Genomic DNA, 20,109 nt, shown 5'->3' on the forward strand with positions numbered 1-20,109 from the left:
TGGGGGCACCACGATGCGACTGGTCATTATCGGCAATGGAATGGCAGCGACACGGCTGATTGCCTCGCTGACCGGGCGTACGCCTGGCCGCTTCGCGATCACCGTGTTGGGTGAGGAGCCTGAGCATGCGTACAACCGCATCCAGCTTTCGCCGGTGCTGGGTGGGGAAAAACGTCCGGAACAGATCCGCCTGCAGGACGATGCCTGGTACCGCGAGCGCGGCGTCACGGTGCTCAGGGGGCAAAAGGTGCTCGCCGTGGATGTGGCGAAACGGGAAATTCGTACCGCGCAGACCACGCTGGCGTGGGATGAACTGGTCTTCGCCACCGGGTCGATACCGTTCGTGCCGCCGATCCCCGGGGGCGATGCGCCACACGTCTTTACCTTCCGCCGCCTTGAGGATACGCGAGCCATTGCGCAGATCCCGGGGCCAGCGGTGGTGTTGGGCGGTGGCGTGCTGGGCGTTGAGACGGCAGCGGCGCTGGCACAAACTTGTGACAACGTCACGCTGGTGCATCGTGGACCGTGGTTGATGGAACAACAGCTGGATCGGCAGGCGGGGCTGCTGCTGGAGACGGCGCTGGCGGAGCGAGGCGTGCGCTGCGAGCTGTCGTCCGGGATCGCGGCAATCGCGCCGGATTCAGTGACGCTGCTCAACGGACACCGGGTTAATACTGCGCGCGTGGTGCTGACCACTGGCGTACAGCCCAACATCGCCCTCGCAAGCGCCAGCGGTATTCGCTGCGCCCGTGGCATTGTGGTCGACCAGCAGATGCGGACCTCCGTCCCGGCTATCAGCGCCATTGGGGAGTGCTGCGAAATCGACGGTCAGACGTTTGGCCTGGTTGCCCCCTGCCTGACACAGGCGGACATTCTCGCCGCCCGGCTGGCAGGGGACGCCCCTGTGCCTTTTGCCCATACCGACAGCGGGATGCGCCTGAAGGTCACCGGTGTGGAGCTCTTCAGCGCCGGGCGCGTAACGGCGCAACCGGAGGATACGGTCTGGGACGCGTGGGATCCGCTGACCCGTCACTACCGTCGCTTACTGATTCATCGCGGTGCGCTGGCTGGCGTACTGCTGATGGGAGATTGCCGCAGCGCGGCAACATTTACCGATTTACTGGCAACGGCTGCGCCCGCACACGTGGACTGGCTGTTCGATCGATTCACTACGACGCAACCGCAGGTTGCAGGACAGAACGCTATGACAAAACCTACTCTGGTGGTGGTTGGGCACGGTATGGTCGGCCACCATTTTCTTGAAGACTGCGTAAACCGCAATCTGCATCAGCAATACCAGATTGTCGTCTTTGGCGAAGAGCGTTATGCCGCTTACGACCGCGTACATCTCTCAGAGTATTTTGGCGGCCGCAGCGCGGAGTCCCTCTCGCTGGTGGAGGGCGATTTCTTTGCCAGACACGGCATAGAGTTGCGTTTGTCGCAGCAAATTATCGCCATCGATCGCGACGCGCACGTGGTGCGTACCGCCAGCGGTCACGAAATCCACTGGGACAAACTGGTGCTGGCGACCGGCTCGTATCCGTTTGTGCCGCCGGTGCCGGGCAACACGCTGCCGGGCTGCTTTGTCTACCGTACGCTGGACGATCTCGATAACATTGCCGCGCATGCGAAGGGATCCCGACGCGGCGTAGTCATTGGCGGTGGCCTGCTCGGGCTGGAGGCGGCCAACGCCCTCAAACAGCTGGGGCTTGAAACCCACGTGGTGGAATTCGCCCCCAACCTGATGGCGGTACAGCTCGACAACGACGGCGCGGCGATGCTGCGTAAAAAAATTGAAGCGCTCGGCGTCGGGGTTCACACCAGCAAAGCCACCACTGAAATTGCGGCCACCGACGATGGACTGGTCCTGCGTTTTGCCGACGGTGAACAGCTGGACACCGATATGGTGGTCTTCTCTGCCGGGATCCGCCCGCAGGATGCGCTGGCGCGCAGCAGCGGCCTGGCGATCGGCGAGCGCGGCGGGATCTGCATTGATACCGCCTGCCAGACCTCAGATAAGGACATCTTCGCCATCGGGGAGTGCGCGCTGTGGGAAGGTAAAATCTTCGGCCTGGTGGCGCCGGGTTATCAGATGGCACGCGTGGCGGCGGCCACGCTGGCGGGTGAGGAGAAATCCTTCACCGGCGCGGATATGAGCACCAAACTTAAGCTGCTGGGCGTGGACGTGGCCTCGTTTGGGGATGCCCATGGCCGTACGCCGGGGGCATTGAGCTACCAGTGGACCCACGGCCCGCAGCAAATCTATAAAAAAATTGTCGTCAGCCATGACAACAAAACCCTGCTCGGCGGCGTGCTGGTGGGGGATGCCAGCGAATACGCCACGCTGGTGCAGATGATGCTTAACGGAATCAGCCTGCCGAAAGAGCCTGAAACGCTCATCTTGCCAGCATTCTCCGGTAACGCGCCAAAAGCGCTGGGGGTGGCGGCGCTGCCGGACAGCGCGCAGATCTGCTCCTGTCATAACGTCAGCAAAGGTGATATCTGCCAGGCAGTAAGCGTCGGTGCGACGGACATCGGTGCCATCAAGCAGTGCACCAAAGCGGCGACCGGCTGCGGTGGGTGCAGCGCGCTGGTGAAACAGGTGATGGAGTTCCAGCTGGCTGAGCAGGGCGTGGAGGTGAAAAAAGATATCTGTGAGCACTTCCCGTACTCACGTCAGGAGATATATCACCTGGTGCGGGTCAACCATATTCGTACCTTCGACCAGCTGATTAGCCGCTACGGCCAGGGGCACGGCTGTGAGATCTGTAAACCGCTGGTGGGGTCAGTGCTGGCCTCCTGCTGGAACGAATACCTGCTGAAACCGGCGCATCTGCCGTTGCAGGACACCAACGACCGCTACTTTGCCAATATTCAGAAGGACGGAACGTACTCCATCGTTCCGCGAATGCCCGCCGGGGAAGTAACGGCCGACGGGCTGATTGCTATCGGGCAGATCGCAAAGCGCTACGGGCTGTACAGCAAGATCACCGGCGGCCAGCGTATTGACCTGTTTGGTGCCACGCTGGAGCAGCTGCCGGAGATCTGGCAGGCGCTGGTGGAGGCCGGATTTGAAACCGGGCATGCGTACGGTAAATCCCTGCGGACCGTGAAATCCTGCGTCGGGTCAACCTGGTGCCGCTATGGCGTGCAGGACTCCACTGGTCTTGCGGTCAAACTGGAGCACCGTTACAAGGGGTTGCGCGCGCCGCACAAAATCAAAATGGCGGTGTCCGGCTGTACCCGCGAGTGTGCCGAGGCGCAAAGCAAAGATGTCGGCGTGATCGCCACGGACAAGGGCTGGAATCTCTATCTGTGCGGCAACGGCGGCATGAAGCCGCGACACGCGGATCTCTTCGCCAGCGATCTGGATGAAGAGACGCTGATCCGTACCGTCGACCGTTTTCTGATGTTCTACATTCGCACGGCGGATCGCCTGCAGCGGACCAGCACCTGGATGGACAACCTTGAAGGCGGTCTAGACTATCTGCGGGAGGTGATCCTCGACGATAGCCTCGGTATTGCGCAGGAGCTGGAGCAGGAGATGGCCCGTGTGGTGGAAACGTATCAGTGTGAATGGCAGACCACGCTTAACGATCCGAACCGTCTGGCGCTGTTCCGCACGGCGGTGAACGGTCCGGCGACGGAAGAGAGCAAACGCTGGCAGGAAATTTGCGGTCTGGATGAAATCCCGGAGCAGGCGGGGATCGGCGCCCGGCTGGGGCGTAAGCCGATCGCGCTGTTCCGCTTTGGCAAAGCGGTCTATGCCCTTGACGATCGGGAGCCAGGCAGCGATGCGAACGTGCTGTCACGCGGTATTCTTGGCGATGCGGCGGGTGAGCCGGTGGTCATCTCGCCGCTCTATAAACAGCGTATTCGCCTGCGCGACGGCTGCCAGGTGGATAACGGTGAGCCTGCGGTGCGCGCCTGGCCGGTGAAAATCGAAAACGGCAAGGTGTGGGTGAGGAACGACGCGTTGCTGGTCCGTGCGGAGGCATCATGAATGAAACCCGAACAACGTGCCCGTACTGCGGCGTCGGTTGCGGCGTGGTGGCCCGGGTTGAGGGCGACAAGGTCATGGTGCGCGGCGATGAACGCCATCCCGCCAGTTTTGGACGGCTGTGCGTCAAAGGCGCGGCGTTAGGTGAAACCACGGGCCTGCAGGGGCGGCTGCTGCACCCGGTGGTGGACGGGCTGGAGGTGGACTGGCCGCAGGCGTTAAGCGCGGCCGGCGAGCGGCTGCGGGCGATTATCGACACCTGGGGGCCGCAGGCGGTGGCGTTTTACGCCTCCGGCCAGCTACTCACCGAGGATTACTACGCCGCCAATAAGCTGATGAAAGGGTTTATCGGCGCGGCGAACATCGATACCAACTCGCGGCTCTGCATGTCGTCGGCGGTAGCAGGCTATAAGCGCGCATTTGGCGAAGATGTGGTGCCGTGTAGCTATGAGGACGTGGAGAACAGCGATCTGGTGGTGCTGGTGGGTTCAAACGCGGCATGGACGCATCCGGTGCTTTATCAGCGGCTGGTTCAGGCGCGGCAAAACAATCCGCAAATGAAAGTGGTGGTGATCGATCCGCGTAAAACCGCCACCTGTGATATCGCCGACCTGCATCTGGCGCTCGCGCCCGGCAGTGACGCCGGACTGTTTGTCGGTTTGCTCAACCTGATCCAGGGTACCGACGACTGGCCGATTACCCGCGTGGCCGGGTTTTGTGGTCTTGATGCACAGGAGATTGCCACGTTTTACGACTGGTTCCTCACGGCGCCGCGTGCCATTACGCTCTACACCATGGGGATCAACCAGTCTTCCAGCGGCAGCGACAAGTGCAACGCCATCATTAACGTCCATCTTGCCAGCGGGAAATTTGCCCGTCAGGGCTGCGGGCCGTTTTCGCTGACCGGCCAGCCAAACGCGATGGGGGGACGGGAAGTAGGTGGCCTCGCGAATCAGCTGGCGGCGCACATGAACTTCGAGCCGGACGATCTCTCGCGGGTGGCACGTTTCTGGGGAACCGAACGGCTGGCGCAAACGCCGGGCCTGATGGCCGTTGAGCTGTTTGACGCCATTGCCCGCGGTGAGGTAAAGGCGGTATGGGTCATGGGCACCAATCCGGCTGTCTCGCTGCCGGATAGTCACGCGGTATGCCAGGCGCTGGCGAACTGTCCGCTGGTCATTGTTTCTGAGGTGATGCAGGAGACCGACACCAGCCGCTACGCCCATATTCGTTTCCCGGCGCTGGGCTGGGGAGAGAAAAACGGTACGGTCACCAACTCCGAACGGCGGATTTCGCGCCAGCGCGCCTTTCTGGCTGCCCCGGGCCAGGCAAAACCGGACTGGTGGATTGTTGCCCAGGTGGCGAAACAGCTGGGCTATGGTGAGGCCTTTGCCTGGGAACATCCGCAGGAGATTTTTTGTGAACATGCGGCGCTGTCGGCGTTTGAGAATGACGGGGCACGGGCGTTTAATCTGCATGCGCTGGCGGGGCTTACCCGTGAGGACTGGGATCAGCTTGAGCCTTATCAGTGGGCGGCGGGCGATTTTCCCCACCGGAATGTGGTGCCCGTTGACCCGCGTCCGCACGGCGCGGTGCCAGATGCGTTATATCCGTTGCTGCTGAATACCGGACGCATCCGCGATCAATGGCATACCATGACCCGTACGGGATATGTTCCCGGGCTGATGCAGCATATCTCTGAGCCCTGCGTTGAGATCTGCGCTGCAGATGCCGCGCGTTTCGCCCTTTGCGACGGGCAACTGGCACGGATCAGTTCTCCGCGTGGAGTGATGGTGGCAAAAGTACGTATCAACGATGGACAAAGGGAAGGTGAAGTATTCGCGCCCATGCACTGGAATGCGCAGTTTGCCCGTCAGGGAAAGGTCAATACGCTGGTGGAGGGGCGCTGCGATCCGCAGTCTGGCCAGCCGGAGAGTAAACAGACCGCCGTCAGGATCATGCCATGGCAGCCTGAATGGCAGGGAGAGCTGTATGCCCGTGTGCTGCCGGAACTGCCGCCTTCGGTACACTGGTGGCGCAAAGCATCACGCCTGACGGTGGCGGCTGACGAACCGTTGATGCCGTGGGTGAAAGAGTATGCTGAACAGCAGGGCTGGCAGCTGCAACTTGCCCGGACGGATGCGCGCAGCAGCGTACTGGCATGGCATAACGGCGAGCTGATGCTCGGATTCTGGGAAGGGACTACGTTGCCAGCGCTGGCGCATGTGACTATTGAAGAGGCTTTTCGTCGGGCTCCAGAGACGCTTGCGGAGCGGCATGCGCTCCTGAACGGCGCGGGCGTGGGGGAGAGTGTCGATCCGGGACGCATAATCTGCAGCTGTTACTGCGTCGGGGAAAATGCGATACGGGAGGCGATTGTCGGCGGGTGCGATTCCGTTGCCGCGCTGGGGGCGAAACTACGGTGTGGCACCAACTGCGGCTCCTGCGTGCCGGAGCTGAAAGGGCTGTTTGGATAATGGTCTAATAGTGTCGGGTAAAGCGACAATAATGTTCAGGATATTCCTGAAATTTGCGCTAAGACTGCATTTCACAGCTTATCGCGTTAACATTAAAAGCGTTGCCTCATAAACACAGGTTCTTATTTACGACGTTGATGGCTGTATCGTCCCGCATTCGCTTTCTGTTATTACTCCCACTTCTTACGGCGGGTGCCGTTCACGGTGCCCCGAATTCCTTTATGCATCAGGCAGAAAACCCCTTTGATAACAACGGGGACAGTTTGCCCGATCTCGGCATGGCGACGCCAACAGACGAGGGGGAAAAGCACCTGGCCGAAATGGCAAAAGCCTTTGGCGAAGCCAGTATGACCGATAACGGCCTCACCACCGGCGAGCAGGCGCGTCAGTTCGCGTTTGGTAAGGTGCGTGACGCGGTGAGCGGCGAGGTGAATCAGCAGATTGAGTCCTGGCTCTCGCCCTGGGGCAACGCCAGCGTCAATTTACTGGTGGATGACGAGGGGAACTTTAACGGCAGCAGCGGGAGCTGGTTCATCCCCTGGAATGATAACAACCGTTACCTGAGCTGGAGCCAGCTGGGGCTGACGCAGCAGAGTGACGGCCTGGTGAGCAATGCCGGCATCGGTCAGCGCTGGGTTGCCGGAAAATGGCTGCTCGGCTACAACACCTTTTACGATAACCTGCTTGATGAAAACCTGCAGCGTGCCGGGCTGGGTGCGGAGGCGTGGGGCGAGAATCTGCGTCTGTCTGCCAATTACTATCAACCGCTGGCCAGCTGGCGCGAGAGTTCGGACGTGCAGGAGCAGCGCATGGCGCGTGGCTATGACGTGACCGCTAAAGCCTGGCTGCCGTGGTTTCATCATTTCAACACCAGCGTCAGCTTTGAGCAGTACTTTGGTGACAACGTTGACCTGTTCAACAGTGGAACCGGCTATCACAACCCGGTGGCGGTCAACCTGGGGCTTAACTATACGCCTGTTCCGCTGGTCACCCTGACGGCGGCGCATAAGCAGGGGGAGAGCGGTGCGAGTCAGAACAACCTCGGGCTTAAGCTCAACTACCGCTTTGGTGTGCCCCTTGCCAGGCAGCTTTCCGCCAGCGAAGTTGCCGCCACGCGCTCCCTGCGCGGCAGTCGCTATGATTCACCGGAGCGGGATAACCTGCCGGTAATGGAGTTCCGCCAGCGCAAAACGCTCTCCGTCTGGCTGGCGACCCCGCCGTGGGATCTGAAAGGGGGCGAGACCGTGATGCTCAAGCTTCAGGTACGCAGCACTCACGGTATTCGGCAGATCCACTGGCAGGGCGATACCCAGGCACTGAGCCTGACCGCACCGGCCAACACGCACAGCAGCGATGGCTGGAGTGTGATTATGCCTGCCTGGGATGACAGTGACGGGGCGAAGAACCGCTGGCACCTGTCGGCGGTGGTTGAAGATGAAAAAGGACAGCGCGTCTCATCCAATGAGATCACGCTTACTGTGGTTCAGCCGCTTGTCGCGTTACCTGACGACGACCCGCGCTGGAAGTTACTCCCGGATGAGTAATCCTCAGAAAATGCGTTCCTGATGCACCCACACTGCGGCTTCAACGCGGGATTTTAACTTCATCTTCTTCAGCATATGTTTCACATGCACCTTGACCGTGCTTTCGGTGATATCCAGACGACGGGCGATCATTTTGTTCGGCAGACCCTGGGCAATCAGCTTCAGAATATCGCGCTCGCGCGGGGTTAACTGGCTGACGTCGCGGTCGGAGGTGGCGCGGTTTGCCCGCAGGCTGGCGGCCAGCACCGGGGTTAACGCCTCGCTCAGTACCATTTCGCCTGCGGCAGCCTGTTGCAGGGCCTTGAGCAGATCTTCCGGCTCCATATCTTTCAGCAGGTAGCCGTCTGCACCGCGTTTTAACGCCGTGACCACATCTTCTTCATGGTTTGAGACGCTGAAGACCACCACGCGTCCCGACAGCGATTTTTCACGCAGCTTATCGAGCGTCTCCAGACCGTTCATGCCTGGCATGTTCAGATCGAGCAGGATCAAATCAGGATCAAGCGATTCGGCAAGTTCAATACCCTGTTCACCGTTGCTGGCTTCGCCAACCACGGTGATATCAGGTGCCATGCTGACCAGCTGTTTTACGCCAGTACGCAGCATCGGATGGTCGTCAATCAACAGGATGGATGCCGGTTCCTGATTAGTCATGGGTTTCTCCCTGGATAGTTGTGAGGGGTTTTTCGGGGATAAAGGTGACAACCACTTCTGTGCCACCTGTTTCTCGCCGACGAACCTGGCAATCACCGCGCAGGCTTTGGGCGCGGTCTCGCATGATAATTAAACCGTAATGGTTTGTCCGTTCGGCATTTTCCGGCACGCCGCGGCCGTTGTCATGAACCGTGAGCTTCACCTGATTATCGTGCTGGCTAACGGTAACGGTGACCGCCGTCGCGTCAGCGTGTTTTAGCACGTTGCTCAGCGCTTCGCGGGCGATCTGCAGTAAATGAATGGCCTGATGAGAAGGCACAAAACGAGGCGGTAACTGGTAATCGAGCTTCACCGGGAACCCCAGTCGGGCGCTAAATTCCTGGCAGCTTGCTTCCAGCGCCGGGCGCAGGCCGGGCTCGGTGAGCTGCAGGCGGAAGGTGGTCAGCAGTTCGCGAAGCTGTACCCAGGAGGTGTTCAGCTCGTTGCGGATCTGGCTCAGCAGCGCTTTGTTGCTTTCCGGCATTTCTGCGGCCTGCATTTGCAGACAGCTGACCTGCATTTTCATACAGGAGAGCGACTGGGCGATAGAGTCGTGGAGTTCGCGGGCGATGGTGGCGCGCTCTTCCATCACGATTAGCTGCTGCTGCTTCTCCTGATGGCGGTCTAGGGCCAGCGTGGCCGTCAGCTGTTCAACCAGCGTATCCACCAGTTGCTGCTGGTCGTGGCTCAGATGACGCCCGGCGGGCAGGGTCGCCAGCAGAATACCGTACTGGGTGTGGCTGTCTGTCAGCCGCCATTTTAGCGTCGTGCCGCTGGTGGTCAGCGGCGGTAAGCCGCGTGGGCACAGGTGGCAGCCTTTGTCATCGCAGGTCATGTCTGACTGACAGGTAAACTCCTGGTGATTTTCTTCATCTTCCATGTCGTACACCCGAAGCTCCAGGTCGTGCAGCAGGGTCAGATTCTGCAGGCCATTAAGGACCGGGGAGAGACGTTCGCACAGCGGCACCTGCATATGCAGGCGGCGATTAGCCTGCCACAGGAACGAGAGGATCTCGTTTTTCTGCTCCAGCCCCGCGGTTTTCTCCTGTACGCGTTTTTCCAGTACCGCATAACTCTCGGCGAGTTCATCTGACATGGTGTTCAGCGCCTGGCCCAGCATCGCCATTTCGTTACGTCCGCTGATGTGGGTGCGCTGGGTAAAATCCCGGGCAGTCACCGCGCGGGCCATCGCCAGCAGTTGCTTCCAGGGATTCAGCAGCCGGGCGCGCAGCCAGACAATGGTGAAAATCAGCAGCAGCCCCATAAACAGCGCCATCGCCCGGTGGATCATCACCACCCGGTCGATGCGTAATTCGGTGGTTTGATCGAAAGAGGAGACCAGGGTATCGATGCGGGAAACGAACCCGGCGACATCATGGGCAACGGTATCAGGATTTTTCGCCTGCTTTAACCCCGGCTCCAGCTGAGTGTGCCAGTAGCCCTGTAGGGCTTTAAGCTGGGATTCCTGACCGGCACGAATCGCGGCACTTTCCAGTTCGGTGCTAAAAGCGGTATGTTCCATATCGTCCAGCAGCTTCTGATCGTCCTGGGTTAACGGCACCGATGCCAGTAGACGATAACTCTGCATGCGTAGTGAGCCTGCCTCGTTGATGGCATGGGCATTACCCTGTACACCCTGTACCAGCCAGCCGGAAATCGCCATGCCGGTCACGCCGATGGCGGTGGACAGCAAAACGATCAGGGCGACCTGATTGACGAGTGTTAGCGGAGATAAACATCTTTTTAACATAGAGTTGCCGGGCTCCTGACGTGGCCTGCTTGCAGGAATGGCGTTATTCTGGTGCATACCCTGGAGTATACCCATACCAATAAAGGATTACCTCTAAATTGCCAATGGGGTAAGGCTCAGGGGGAGGAATGGACAGCGAGACGTCAGTTCTGTGAAAAACCACGTCTTTTTTACCGTTTTACTCTACTCACTAAGGATGATGGCTTTTTTTTCGCCGCAAATCCTCCCACTTTTCCTTTGATTTATATCAACTTACCGCCGCCCTAAAACCCTAATGTTTGCAGCATCATTCGAGAATCAGAGGTGTCTATGAGTCACACATCCGCTCCCGAAAGGGAAAATGGTGCCGTTATAACTGACTGGCGTCCGGAAGATCCGGCGTTCTGGCAGCAGCGCGGCCACCGTGTCGCAAGCCGAAATCTGTGGATTTCCGTTCCATGTTTATTGTTAGCGTTTTGCGTATGGATGTTGTTCAGCGCGGTAGCGGTGAACCTGCCTAAGGTCGGATTTACCTTTACCACCGATCAGCTGTTTATGCTGACCGCGCTGCCGTCGCTGTCGGGAGCCTTGCTGCGCGTGCCTTACGCGTTCATGGTGCCGGTTTTTGGCGGCCGTCGCTGGACGGCGTTCAGTACCGGTATCATGATCGTGCCTTGCGTGTGGCTCGGTTTTGCGGTGCAGGACACCTCCACGCCATTTAGCGTGTTCGTGATCATCTCTCTGCTCTGCGGCTTTGCGGGCGCAAACTTCGCGTCCAGCATGGCAAACATCAGCTTCTTCTTCCCGAAAGCGAAGCAGGGCGGTGCGCTGGGGATTAACGGCGGCCTGGGTAACATGGGCGTCAGCGTAATGCAGCTGATTGCACCGCTGGCGATCTCCGTCTCTATCTTCGCGGCGTTTGGCGGCGGTGGGGTGACGCAGGCAGATGGCTCTTCCCTCTATCTGCAAAACGCGGCCTGGATTTGGGTACCGTTCCTTGTGGTCTTTACCCTTGCGGCCTGGTTCTTTATGAATGACCTGTCTGCATCGAAGGCATCCCTGAGCGAGCAGTTGCCGGTGCTGAAACGCGGCCACCTGTGGGTGATGGCGCTGCTCTATCTGGCGACCTTCGGCTCGTTCATTGGTTTCTCTGCGGGCTTTGCCATGCTGTCGAAAACCCAGTTCCCGGAGGTGCAAATTCTGCAGTTCGCCTTCTTCGGACCGTTTATTGGCGCGCTGGCGCGTTCGCTGGGCGGCATGGTCTCTGACCGTCTGGGCGGGACCCGCGTGACGCTGATTAACTTCGTTGTGATGGCGGTCTTCTGTGCGCTGCTGTTCCTGACCCTGCCAGCCGACGGACAGGGCGGTAACTTCATCGCCTTCTTCGGCGTGTTTATGGTGCTGTTCCTGACGGCCGGGCTGGGAAGTGCTTCTACCTTCCAGATGATCTCCGTCATCTTCCGTAAGCTGACCATGGACCGCGTGAAAGCGCAGGGCGGTAGCGAAGAGCAGGCCATGCGCGAAGCGGCAACGGATACGGCGGCAGCGCTGGGCTTTATCTCCGCGATTGGCGCTATCGGTGGCTTCTTTATTCCAAAAGCGTTCGGGATCTCTCTGGACCTGACCGGCTCCCCGGCAGGAGCAATGAAAGTATTCCTCGTTTTCTATATCGCCTGTGTCGCCATCACGTGGCTGGTATATGGCCGTAATTCCAAGAAAAATAAGTAAGTTTGATTATCCGTTTACGCGACCTTCGGGTCGCGTTTTTTTGTTTTCTCAGTAGTTACAACATACTGATGAGTTTTCTAACGTCCCGCCCGCAGGTAACTCTGTGATCGCCATCGCTTTTCAGCCGAGCCTACCCCTTAATACCCGAGATGTTAAAAACAGGCGGGCTTATTGTACGATAAATAGAAGATTCCTTTAAAAATCAGTATGATATAAAAATAAAAATTCTACCGCTTTGGTGGTATTCGCTATAACACCTTACTTCATAGTCCCCCTCCGTCTTGATCGTTATCAATTCTCCCTCTCTTACAGGACGTTACCTTCGCTGCAAATCAGCAATGTCGATTTAGAGAGCCACAGGCTCCACACAGGAGATACCCGATGAGCAAATTTTTGGACCGGTTTCGCTACTTCAAACAGAAGGGTGAAACTTTTGCCGATGGGCACGGCCAGGTTCTGGATACCAACCGGGACTGGGAAGACGGTTACCGCCAGCGCTGGCAGCATGACAAAGTCGTCCGTTCAACCCACGGTGTAAACTGCACTGGCTCGTGTAGCTGGAAGATTTTCGTTAAAAACGGTCTGGTGACCTGGGAAATGCAGCAGACCGACTATCCGCGCACCCGCCCGGATATGCCGAACCATGAACCACGTGGCTGCCCGCGTGGTGCCAGCTACTCCTGGTATCTCTACAGTGCGAACCGTCTTAAATATCCTCTGATGCGCAAGCGCCTGATGAAAATGTGGCGTGAAGCGAAGGTGCAGCACAGCGATCCGGTAGAGGCGTGGGCATCCATCATCGAAGACGCCGACAAAGCGAAAAGCTTCAAGCAGGCGCGTGGCCGCGGTGGTTTTGTTCGCTCCTCCTGGAAAGAGGTGAATGAGCTGATCGCCGCCTCTAACGTCTATACCGTCAAAACTTACGGTCCTGACCGCGTGGCAGGCTTCTCGCCGATCCCGGCGATGTCGATGGTTTCTTACGCTTCTGGCGCGCGCTATCTTTCCCTGATTGGGGGAACCTGTCTGAGCTTCTACGACTGGTACTGCGACCTGCCGCCAGCGTCTCCACAGACCTGGGGTGAGCAGACCGACGTGCCAGAGTCCGCCGACTGGTATAACTCAAGCTACATTATCGCCTGGGGCTCAAACGTACCGCAGACCCGTACCCCGGATGCCCACTTCTTTACTGAAGTGCGTTACAAAGGCACCAAAACCGTTGCGGTGACCCCGGACTACGCCGAAATTGCCAAGCTGTGTGACCTGTGGCTGGCGCCTAAACAGGGTACTGACTCCGCGATGGCGCTGGCGATGGGCCACGTCATGCTGCGTGAATTCCACCTCGATAAACCAAGCCAGTACTTCACCGATTACGTGCGTCGTTATACCGACATGCCAATGCTGGTGATGCTGGAAGAGCGTGACGGATACTACGCGGCAGGCCGTACGCTGCGTGCGGCGGATCTTGTGGATGCGCTGGGCCAGGAAAACAACCCTGAGTGGAAAACCGTCGCGTATAACAGCAACGGTGAGCTGGTGGTGCCAAACGGTTCAATCGGCTTCCGCTGGGGTGAGAAGGGCAAATGGAACCTTGAACAACGTAACGGTACAACCGGCGAAGAGACCGAGCTGCGTCTGAGCATGCTGGGCAGCCAGGATGAGATCGCAGAAGTGGGCTTCCCGTACTTTGGCGGCGAAGGTTCTGAGCACTTCAACAAGGTCGAGCTACAGAACGTCCTGATGCACAAACTGCCGGTGAAACGCCTGCAGCTGGCCGACGGCTCTAGCGCCCTGGTGACCACCGTGTATGACCTGACGCTGGCCAACTACGGCCTGGAGCGCGGTCTGAACGATGAAAACTGCGCGACCAGCTATGACGATGTGAAGGCGTACACCCCAGCCTGGGCGGAGCAGATCACCGGCGTACCGCGTGCGCAGATCACCCGTATCGCCCGTGAGTTCGCAGAAAACGCCGACAAAACCCACGGTCGTTCAATGATTATCGTCGGTGCCGGTCTGAACCACTGGTATCACCTCGATATGAACTACCGTGGCCTGATCAATATGCTGATCTTCTGCGGCTGTGTCGGTCAGAGCGGTGGCGGCTGGGCGCACTACGTGGGCCAGGAAAAACTGCGTCCGCAGACCGGCTGGCAGCCGCTGGCGTTTGCCCTTGACTGGCAGCGTCCGGCGCGTCATATGAACAGCACTTCCTACTTCTATAACCACTCCAGCCAGTGGCGCTATGAGACGGTTACCGCGCAGGAGCTGCTGTCGCCAATGGCAGATAAATCCCGCTACAGCGGTCATCTGATCGACTTTAACGTCCGTGCCGAACGCATGGGCTGGCTGCCGTCCGCGCCTCAGCTGGGTACTAACCCGCTGCGTATTGCAGAAGAGGCGAAGCAGGCAGGGATGTCGCCGGTGGATTACACCGTTAAGTCTCTGAAAGACGGTTCAATCCGTTTTGCGGCCGAGCAGCCGGAAAACGGTAAAAACCATCCGCGTAACCTGTTCATCTGGCGTTCCAACCTGCTGGGCTCGTCCGGTAAAGGCCACGAGTACATGCTGAAATACCTGCTCGGTACCGAAAACGGTATCCAGGGTAAAGATCTCGGCAAGCAGGGCGGCGTGAAGCCGGAAGAGGTGGAGTGGAAAGACAACGGTCTCGACGGCAAGCTGGATCTGGTGGTGACCCTCGACTTCCGTCTCTCCAGTACCTGCCTGTACTCCGATATCGTGCTGCCTACCGCTACCTGGTACGAAAAAGACGACATGAATACCTCGGATATGCATCCGTTTATTCATCCGCTGTCTGCGGCCGTTGACCCGGCGTGGGAATCAAAAAGCGACTGGGATATCTACAAAGACATCGCGAAGAAATTCTCTGAAGTCTGCGTAGGGCACCTGGGCAAAGAGACCGACGTGGTGACGCTGCCTATCCAGCACGACTCCGCTGCTGAACTGGCGCAGCCGCTGGACGTGAAGGACTGGAAAAAAGGCGAGTGTGACCTGATCCCGGGCGTAACGGCACCGCACATTATTCCGGTGGAACGTGACTACCCGGCGACCTACGAGCGCTTTACCTCTATCGGCCCGCTGATGGAGAAAATCGGCAACGGCGGGAAAGGGATTGCCTGGAACACCCAGAGCGAAATGGATCTGCTGCGCAAGCTCAATTACACCAAAGCGGACGGCCCGGCCAAAGGCCAGCCAATGCTGAATACGGCGATTGATGCGGCAGAAATGATCCTGACCCTGGCACCGGAAACCAACGGCCAGGTTGCCGTGAAGGCCTGGAAAGCGCTGAGCGAATTTACCGGTCGCGACCACACGCATCTGGCGCTCAACAAAGAAGACGAAAAAATCCGCTTCCGCGATATTCAGGCGCAGCCGCGCAAAATTATCTCCAGCCCGACCTGGTCTGGCCTGGAAGATGAACATGTCTCTTATAACGCCGGATATACCAACGTTCACGAGCTGATCCCATGGCGTACTCTGTCCGGTCGTCAGTCGCTGTATCAGGATCACCAGTGGATGCGTGACTTTGGTGAAAGCCTGCTGGTTTACCGTCCACCAATCGACACCCGCTCCGTGAAAGCGGTGATGGGCGCGAAATCGAACGGCAACCCGGAGAAGGCGCTGAACTTCCTGACGCCGCACCAGAAGTGGGGGATCCACTCTACTTATAGCGACAACCTGCTGATGCTGACCTTGTCCCGCGGTGGTCCGATTGTGTGGATGAGTGAAGCGGACGCCAAAGATCTGGGTATTGAAGATAACGACTGGATCGAAGTGTTCAACAGCAACGGCGCCCTGACGGCGCGTGCGGTGGTGAGCCAGCGCGTACCGGCCGGGATGACCATGATGTACCACGCGCAGGAACGTATCGTGAACCTGCCGGGTTCAGAGATCACCGAGCAGCGCGGCGGTATTCACAACTCCGTGACCCGTATTACGCCGAAGCCGACCCACATGATCGGTGGCTATGCACAGCTGGCCTACGGCTTTAACTACTACGGTACGGTAGGTTCTAACCGCGATGAGTTCGTGGTGGTACGTAAGATGAAAAATATTAACTGGTTAGATGGCGAAGGTAATGACCAGGTACAGGAGAGCGTAAAATGAAAATTCGTTCACAAGTCGGCATGGTGCTGAATCTGGATAAATGCATCGGCTGTCATACCTGCTCAGTCACCTGTAAGAACGTCTGGACCAGCCGTGAAGGGATGGAATACGCCTGGTTCAACAACGTGGAAAGTAAGCCGGGTACCGGCTTCCCGACCGACTGGGAAAACCAGGAGAAGTGGAAGGGCGGCTGGATCCGTAAAATCAACGGTAAGCTGCAGCCGCGCATGGGTAACCGTGCGATGCTGCTGGGTAAAATCTTCGCCAACCCGCATCTGCCGGGTATCGAAGATTATTACGAGCCGTTTGACTACGACTACCAGAACCTGCATAACGCGCCGGAAAGTAAGCACCAGCCGATCGCCCGTCCTCGCTCGCTGATCACCGGCCAGCGCATGGACAAAATTACCAGCGGTCCAAACTGGGAAGAAATTCTGGGCGGCGAGTTCGAAAAGCGCGCCAAAGACCAGAATTTCGAGAACATGCAGAAGGCGATGTACGGCCAGTTTGAAAACACCTTCATGATGTACCTGCCGCGTCTGTGTGAGCACTGCCTCAACCCGGCGTGCGTGGCGACCTGCCCGAGCGGTGCCATCTACAAGCGTGAAGAAGACGGCATCGTGCTGATCGACCAGGACAAGTGCCGCGGCTGGCGTATGTGCATCACCGGCTGCCCGTACAAAAAAATCTACTTCAACTGGAAGAGCGGTAAGTCTGAGAAGTGCATCTTCTGCTACCCACGTATCGAAGCCGGTATGCCGACTGTCTGCTCTGAGAGCTGCGTAGGCCGTATTCGTTACCTCGGCGTGCTGCTGTATGACGCGGACGCGATTGAAAATGCCGCGAGCACCGAGAACGAGAAAGATCTGTACCAGCGTCAGCTGGACGTGTTCCTTGACCCGAACGATCCGAAAGTGATTGAGCAGGCGCTGAAAGACGGCATTCCGCAGAGCGTAATCGACGCGGCGCAGCAGTCTCCGGTATACAAAATGGCGATGGACTGGAAGCTGGCCCTGCCACTGCACCCGGAATACCGCACGCTGCCGATGGTCTGGTACGTGCCGCCTCTGTCGCCGATTCAGTCAGCCGCGGATGCAGGCGAGCTGGGCAGCAACGGCATTCTGCCGGACGTGGAGAGCCTGCGTATCCCGGTACAGTACCTGGCAAACCTGCTGACCGCAGGCGATACCCAGCCGGTACTGCTGGCGCTGAAACGTATGCTGGCGATGCGCCACTTCAAACGTGCGGAAACCGTGGACGGCGTGACCGACACCCGTGCGCTGGAAGAGGTCGGCCTGACCGAAGCGCAGGCGCAGGAGATGTACCGCTACCTGGCCATTGCCAACTACGAAGATCGTTTCGTGGTACCAAGCAGCCACCGTGAACTGGCCCGCGAAGCCTTCCCGGAGAAAAACGGTTGTGGCTTTAGCTTTGGCGACGGTTGCCACGGGTCTGACAGCAAATTCAACCTGTTCAACAGCCGCCGCATCGACGCCATGGATGTGACCAGCAAAACGGAGCCGCACCCATGATTGAACTCGTGATTATTTCGCGTCTGCTGGAGTACCCGGATGCCGCGCTGGCGCAGCATCAGCAGGAACTCTTTGATGCGCTCGCGTCCTCTGAAAACCTGGATAAAGAAGATGCCCAGACACTGGGCGTTTTCCTCCGCGACCTGTTAGCGCGTGATCTTCTCGATGCGCAGGCGGATTACAGCCAGCTGTTTGATCGCGGTCGCGCAACCTCGCTGCTGCTGTTTGAACACGTTCACGGTGAATCCCGCGATAGGGGGCAGGCGATGGTGGACCTGATGGCCCAGTACGAGCAGCACGGCCTGCAGCTCGACAGCCGCGAGCTGCCGGATCATCTGCCGCTGTACCTGGAGTATCTGGCGCAGTTGCCAAAAGAAGAAGCGCTGGGTGGTCTGCAGGACATCGCGCCGATTCTGGCGTTGCTCAGCGCCCGTCTTCAGCAGCGCGAGAGCCGCTATGCGGCGCTGTTCGGGGTGCTGGTGAAGCTGGCGAATGCCTCGGTCGACAGTGAAAAAGTGGCGGAGAAAATTGCGGACGAAGCCCGCGACGACACGCCACAGGCGCTGGATGCAGTCTGGGAAGAAGAGCAGGTGAAATTCTTTGCTGACCAGAGCTGCGGCGAATCTGAAATTTCGGCTCACCAGCGTCGTTTTGCCGGCGCGGTTGCCCCGCAATATTTGAATATCTCTAACGGAGGACGGCACTAATGCACTTCCTGAATATGTTCTTCTTTGACATTTACCCGTATATCGCGGGCACCGTGTTCCTGGTGGGAAGCTGGCTGCGTTATGACTATGGCCAGTACACCTGGCGTGCTGCCTCCAGCCAGATGCTGGATCGTAAAGGGATGCACGTTGCGTCTAACCTGTTCCACATCGGTATTCTGGGGATTTTTGCCGGTCACTTCCTGGGAATGCTGACGCCACACTGGATGTATGAAGCGTGGCTGCCCATCGAAGTGAAGCAGAAGATGGCGATGATCGCCGGTGGCGCTTGCGGCGTGATGACCCTGGTTGGTGGTCTGCTGCTGCTGAAACGCCGTCTGTTCAGTCCGCGCGTGCGGGCTACCACGACCACGGCGGATATCCTGATCCTCTCTCTGCTGATGGTTCAGTGCGCACTGGGTCTGCTGACCATTCCATTCTCGGCGCAGCATATGGACGGCAGCGAGATGATGAAGCTGGTGGGATGGGCGCAGTCCGTAGTGACCTTCCACGGAGGCGCATCTGAACATCTGGATGGGGTGGCGTTTATCTTCCGCCTGCACCTGGTGTTGGGTATGACCCTGTTTGTGCTGTTCCCGTTCTCTCGTCTGGTGCACATCTGGAGCGCGCCGGTGGAGTACCTGACGCGCAAATACCAGATTGTGCGTGCCCGTCGCTAATTTGTCGTTTTGATACTAACCCCGCATTCGCGGGGTTTTTTTTCGCCCCAGCCCAGATTATTGCCTGCCGCAGCAAACAGGATCAGCGCGCCGCCCGCCAGTTGGGTAATATCCAGCGAATGCCCGAAGACCACGTTATCGACAACGATGGCTACTACCGGATAGATAAAGGACAGTGAACCGGTAATGGGCGTCGGAAGTTTTTGGATGGCGCTATACAACAGCTGATACATGATACCGGTATGGACAATGCCCAGCGTCAGTAAAAGTGGCCACGGAAAATCAGCGGACAAAGCGGGCATATGGGCAAACGGCAGTAGCATTACTACGCCTGTCAGCACCTGAATAAAGGCTATATGCTGTGGCGCGATGGATTTCAGTTTGCGGGCAATAATCGCCGTCAACGCATAGAAGAACGCCGCACCCAGTGCCAGACCGATCCCCGCGAGCCAGGCTGAGCCATGGGAACCGGACAGTTCGCCTGAGAGCAAAATTACAACCCCGCCGAAGGCAAGAAACAGCCAGCCCCATTTGACCAGACTGACGCGTTCGCCTAATAACATACCCATCATCACCAGCATAAAGGGCTGAGTGTTATAGACCACAGTGGAAAGGCCTATCGAAATACGTTCATAGGCAGCGAACAGCAGCAGCCAGTTCACCACTAATGCTACCCCGCCGAGAATAGCCAGCAGCAGAGAGGTACGGGTGAGGGGACTAAAGGGTTTTTGGCTCATCCGAATGAAAATGAACAGTGCGATTGCGCCGATCAGACAGCGCCAGAAAACCACTTCTGACACTGGCAGTCCGGAGAGTAAAACAAACGCGCCAATCGAGCCGGAAATTAACATCGCCAGGCTCATTTGCCAGACGCCTTTATGTAAGTCACGCATCATT

Annotated in this window: 11 protein-coding genes; 8 read left to right on the forward strand and 3 right to left on the reverse strand. The window is 58.3% G+C overall.

The features are described from left to right. Positions 1–13: 13 nt before the first annotated feature. From nirB to PUZ33_RS01190, 3 genes are all read left to right on the forward strand, one after another. Positions 14–4,003 carry a nitrite reductase large subunit NirB gene (nirB, locus tag PUZ33_RS01180; RefSeq protein ID WP_072203560.1) on the forward strand — a complete coding sequence of 1,330 codons (3,990 nt, stop codon included), beginning with the start codon at positions 14–16 and terminating at the stop codon, positions 4,001–4,003. Then, the gene (locus PUZ33_RS01185) at positions 4,000–6,477 is read left to right on the forward strand and encodes a nitrate reductase (RefSeq protein WP_252107545.1); all 2,478 of its coding nucleotides are present in this window, start codon (positions 4,000–4,002) and stop codon (positions 6,475–6,477) included. The genes nirB and PUZ33_RS01185 overlap by 4 nt, the downstream gene beginning before the upstream one ends. A 137-nt stretch (positions 6,478–6,614) precedes the next feature. After that, positions 6,615–8,021, forward strand: coding sequence for a YchO/YchP family invasin (locus PUZ33_RS01190; protein ID WP_047023005.1), 1,407 nt, complete (start codon positions 6,615–6,617; stop codon positions 8,019–8,021). Positions 8,022–8,024: 3 nt separating this feature from the next. On the opposite strand, the gene narL is transcribed toward PUZ33_RS01190, so the two are convergent. Both narL and narX read right to left on the reverse strand, forming a co-directional pair. Then, positions 8,025–8,675, reverse strand: coding sequence for a two-component system response regulator NarL (gene narL, locus PUZ33_RS01195; RefSeq protein ID WP_003856701.1), 651 nt, complete (start codon positions 8,673–8,675; stop codon positions 8,025–8,027). Beyond that, positions 8,668–10,464, reverse strand: a complete 1,797-nt coding sequence (narX, locus tag PUZ33_RS01200) for a nitrate/nitrite two-component system sensor histidine kinase NarX (RefSeq protein ID WP_013096254.1) — start codon at positions 10,462–10,464, stop codon at positions 8,668–8,670. The genes narL and narX overlap by 8 nt, the downstream gene beginning before the upstream one ends. A 309-nt stretch (positions 10,465–10,773) precedes the next feature. On the opposite strand from narX, the gene PUZ33_RS01205 reads away from it, so the two are divergent. The 5 genes from PUZ33_RS01205 to narI all read left to right on the forward strand — a co-directional run bounded on the left by PUZ33_RS01205 (position 10,774) and on the right by narI (position 19,212). Then, positions 10,774–12,171: a NarK family nitrate/nitrite MFS transporter gene (locus tag PUZ33_RS01205; protein WP_013096255.1), complete on the forward strand. Its 1,398-nt coding sequence runs from the start codon at positions 10,774–10,776 to the stop codon at positions 12,169–12,171. A 381-nt stretch (positions 12,172–12,552) separates the two neighbouring features. Beyond that, positions 12,553–16,296 carry a nitrate reductase subunit alpha gene (locus tag PUZ33_RS01210; protein WP_013096256.1) on the forward strand — a complete coding sequence of 1,248 codons (3,744 nt, stop codon included), beginning with the start codon at positions 12,553–12,555 and terminating at the stop codon, positions 16,294–16,296. Next, complete coding sequence (gene narH, locus PUZ33_RS01215) at positions 16,293–17,828, forward strand: nitrate reductase subunit beta (RefSeq protein ID WP_013096257.1); 1,536 nt, start codon at positions 16,293–16,295, stop codon at positions 17,826–17,828. The genes PUZ33_RS01210 and narH overlap by 4 nt, the downstream gene beginning before the upstream one ends. After that, positions 17,825–18,535, forward strand: coding sequence for a nitrate reductase molybdenum cofactor assembly chaperone (gene narJ / locus PUZ33_RS01220; RefSeq protein WP_014832259.1), 711 nt, complete (start codon positions 17,825–17,827; stop codon positions 18,533–18,535). The genes narH and narJ overlap by 4 nt, the downstream gene beginning before the upstream one ends. Further along, positions 18,535–19,212 carry a respiratory nitrate reductase subunit gamma gene (gene narI, locus PUZ33_RS01225; protein ID WP_013096259.1) on the forward strand — a complete coding sequence of 226 codons (678 nt, stop codon included), beginning with the start codon at positions 18,535–18,537 and terminating at the stop codon, positions 19,210–19,212. The genes narJ and narI overlap by 1 nt, the downstream gene beginning before the upstream one ends. On the opposite strand, the gene PUZ33_RS01230 is transcribed toward narI, so the two are convergent. Next, positions 19,209–20,105, reverse strand: coding sequence for a DMT family transporter (locus PUZ33_RS01230; protein WP_252107556.1), 897 nt, complete (start codon positions 20,103–20,105; stop codon positions 19,209–19,211). The genes narI and PUZ33_RS01230 overlap by 4 nt on opposite strands. Positions 20,106–20,109 lie beyond the last annotated feature (4 nt).

It is taken from the genome of Enterobacter cloacae complex sp. 2022EL-00981 (genome assembly GCF_028737495.1).
Taxonomy (GTDB): domain Bacteria; phylum Pseudomonadota; class Gammaproteobacteria; order Enterobacterales; family Enterobacteriaceae; genus Enterobacter; species Enterobacter cloacae.

Bases quoted from the DNA above. Each gene is read 5' to 3' on its own strand.
- nirB (WP_072203560.1), top strand. From the start codon at position 14: ATGCGACTGGTCATTATCGGCAATGGAATGGCAGCGACACGGCTGATT.
- PUZ33_RS01185 (WP_252107545.1), top strand. From the start codon at position 4,000: ATGAATGAAACCCGAACAACGTGCCCGTACTGCGGCGTCGGTTGCGGC.
- PUZ33_RS01190 (WP_047023005.1), top strand. From the start codon at position 6,615: ATGGCTGTATCGTCCCGCATTCGCTTTCTGTTATTACTCCCACTTCTT.
- narL (WP_003856701.1), bottom strand. From the start codon at position 8,675: ATGACTAATCAGGAACCGGCATCCATCCTGTTGATTGACGACCATCCG.
- narX (WP_013096254.1), bottom strand. From the start codon at position 10,464: ATGTTAAAAAGATGTTTATCTCCGCTAACACTCGTCAATCAGGTCGCC.
- PUZ33_RS01205 (WP_013096255.1), top strand. From the start codon at position 10,774: ATGAGTCACACATCCGCTCCCGAAAGGGAAAATGGTGCCGTTATAACT.
- PUZ33_RS01210 (WP_013096256.1), top strand. From the start codon at position 12,553: ATGAGCAAATTTTTGGACCGGTTTCGCTACTTCAAACAGAAGGGTGAA.
- narH (WP_013096257.1), top strand. From the start codon at position 16,293: ATGAAAATTCGTTCACAAGTCGGCATGGTGCTGAATCTGGATAAATGC.
- narJ (WP_014832259.1), top strand. From the start codon at position 17,825: ATGATTGAACTCGTGATTATTTCGCGTCTGCTGGAGTACCCGGATGCC.
- narI (WP_013096259.1), top strand. From the start codon at position 18,535: ATGCACTTCCTGAATATGTTCTTCTTTGACATTTACCCGTATATCGCG.
- PUZ33_RS01230 (WP_252107556.1), bottom strand. From the start codon at position 20,105: ATGCGTGACTTACATAAAGGCGTCTGGCAAATGAGCCTGGCGATGTTA.